Here is a 1,175-nt window from a genome sequence, read left to right as displayed (position 1 = left end):
GTCCAGCACCTCGTCCGCGTTGTGGACGAGGCCTGAACGGAAGCGCAGGAGACAGAAACATGAAACTCAACGATCTGCGTGACAAGGACGGCGCCACGCACTCCAGGAAGCGCCTCGGTCGCGGCATCGGCTCCGGCTCTGGCAAGACCGCCGGTCGCGGCGTTAAGGGCCAGAAGGCACGCTCGGGCGTTGCCATCAACGGCTTCGAGGGCGGCCAGATGCCGCTTTACCGGCGCCTGCCGAAGCGCGGCTTCAACAACCTGTTCGCCAAGAGCTTCACCGTCGTGTCGCTTGCTCGCATCCAGGCTGCCGTCGATGCCAAGAAGCTCGACGCGAAGGAGACCGTGACGGCTGAGACCCTGATCACTGCCGGCGTCATCCGCCGCGCCAAGGACGGCGTGCGCGTGCTCTCCGACGGCGAGCTCAAGGCCAAGCTCAGCTTCGACGTCGCCGGCGCCTCCAAAGCTGCGATCGAGAAGATCGAGAAGGCCGGCGGTTCGGTGAAGCTGCCGGAAGCGGCCGCCGCCGAGTAACGGCGATTTGAAGCGCGGCCGGCGGGTATGATTTCATTTTTGCCGCCCGTCCGCGCTTTGATCTGATCAATTAGGCGGCCGCGTCAACGCGGCCGCTTGCATGTTGACGGTCCGGAGCTTATCTCGTGAGCTTCGGTGACACGCGCCGCCTGAGCTGCGGGCATCGAGCGCGACATAGAAATCAATGAAGTAGAGCATAATCAATGAAGTAGAGGATGATGTCTTCCGAAAACCGCTTCACACTTTTCGGCATCATGCTCTAGCGGAGAAAATCAGGCATGGCTTCGGCTGCTGAACAACTAGCCTCCAATCTGAATTTTGCGGCCTTCGCCAAGGCCGAGGATCTGAAGAAGCGCATCTGGTTCACCGTCGGCGCGCTGCTCGTCTACCGCCTCGGCACCTACATCCCGCTTCCCGGGATCAATCCCGACGCTTTCGCGCAGGCCTTCTCCTCGCAGAGCAAGGGCGTGCTCGGCATGTTCAACATGTTTGCCGGCGGCGCCGTGCAGCGCATGGCGATCTTCGCGCTCGGCATCATGCCCTACATCTCCGCTTCCATCATCATGCAGCTGATGACCTCGGTCATCCCGTCGCTGGAAGCGCTGAAGAAGGAAGGCGAGCAGGGCCGCAAGATCATCAACC

1 protein-coding gene and 1 pseudogene are annotated in these 1,175 nt (G+C 61.9%); both read left to right on the top strand.

What is annotated here, in order from left to right:
• The first annotated feature begins 59 nt into the window (after positions 1 to 59).
• Positions 60 to 533, top strand: a complete 474-nt coding sequence (gene rplO, locus EOA60_RS33910) for a 50S ribosomal protein L15 (protein ID WP_067321465.1) — start codon at positions 60 to 62, stop codon at positions 531 to 533.
• Positions 534 to 811: 278 nt separating this feature from the next.
• Positions 812 to 1,175 (top strand): annotated as a pseudogene (locus EOA60_RS33905) (preprotein translocase subunit SecY); the annotation flags it as partial.

This window comes from Mesorhizobium sp. M1A.F.Ca.IN.020.06.1.1 (assembly GCF_004023265.1).
GTDB lineage: Bacteria > Pseudomonadota > Alphaproteobacteria > Rhizobiales > Rhizobiaceae > Mesorhizobium.
This window is presented reverse-complemented; position numbering and strand designations above follow the sequence as displayed.

Excerpts from the sequence above, each read along its gene's own strand:
- rplO (WP_067321465.1), top strand. The coding sequence starts at position 60 with ATGAAACTCAACGATCTGCGTGACAAGGACGGCGCCACGCACTCCAGG.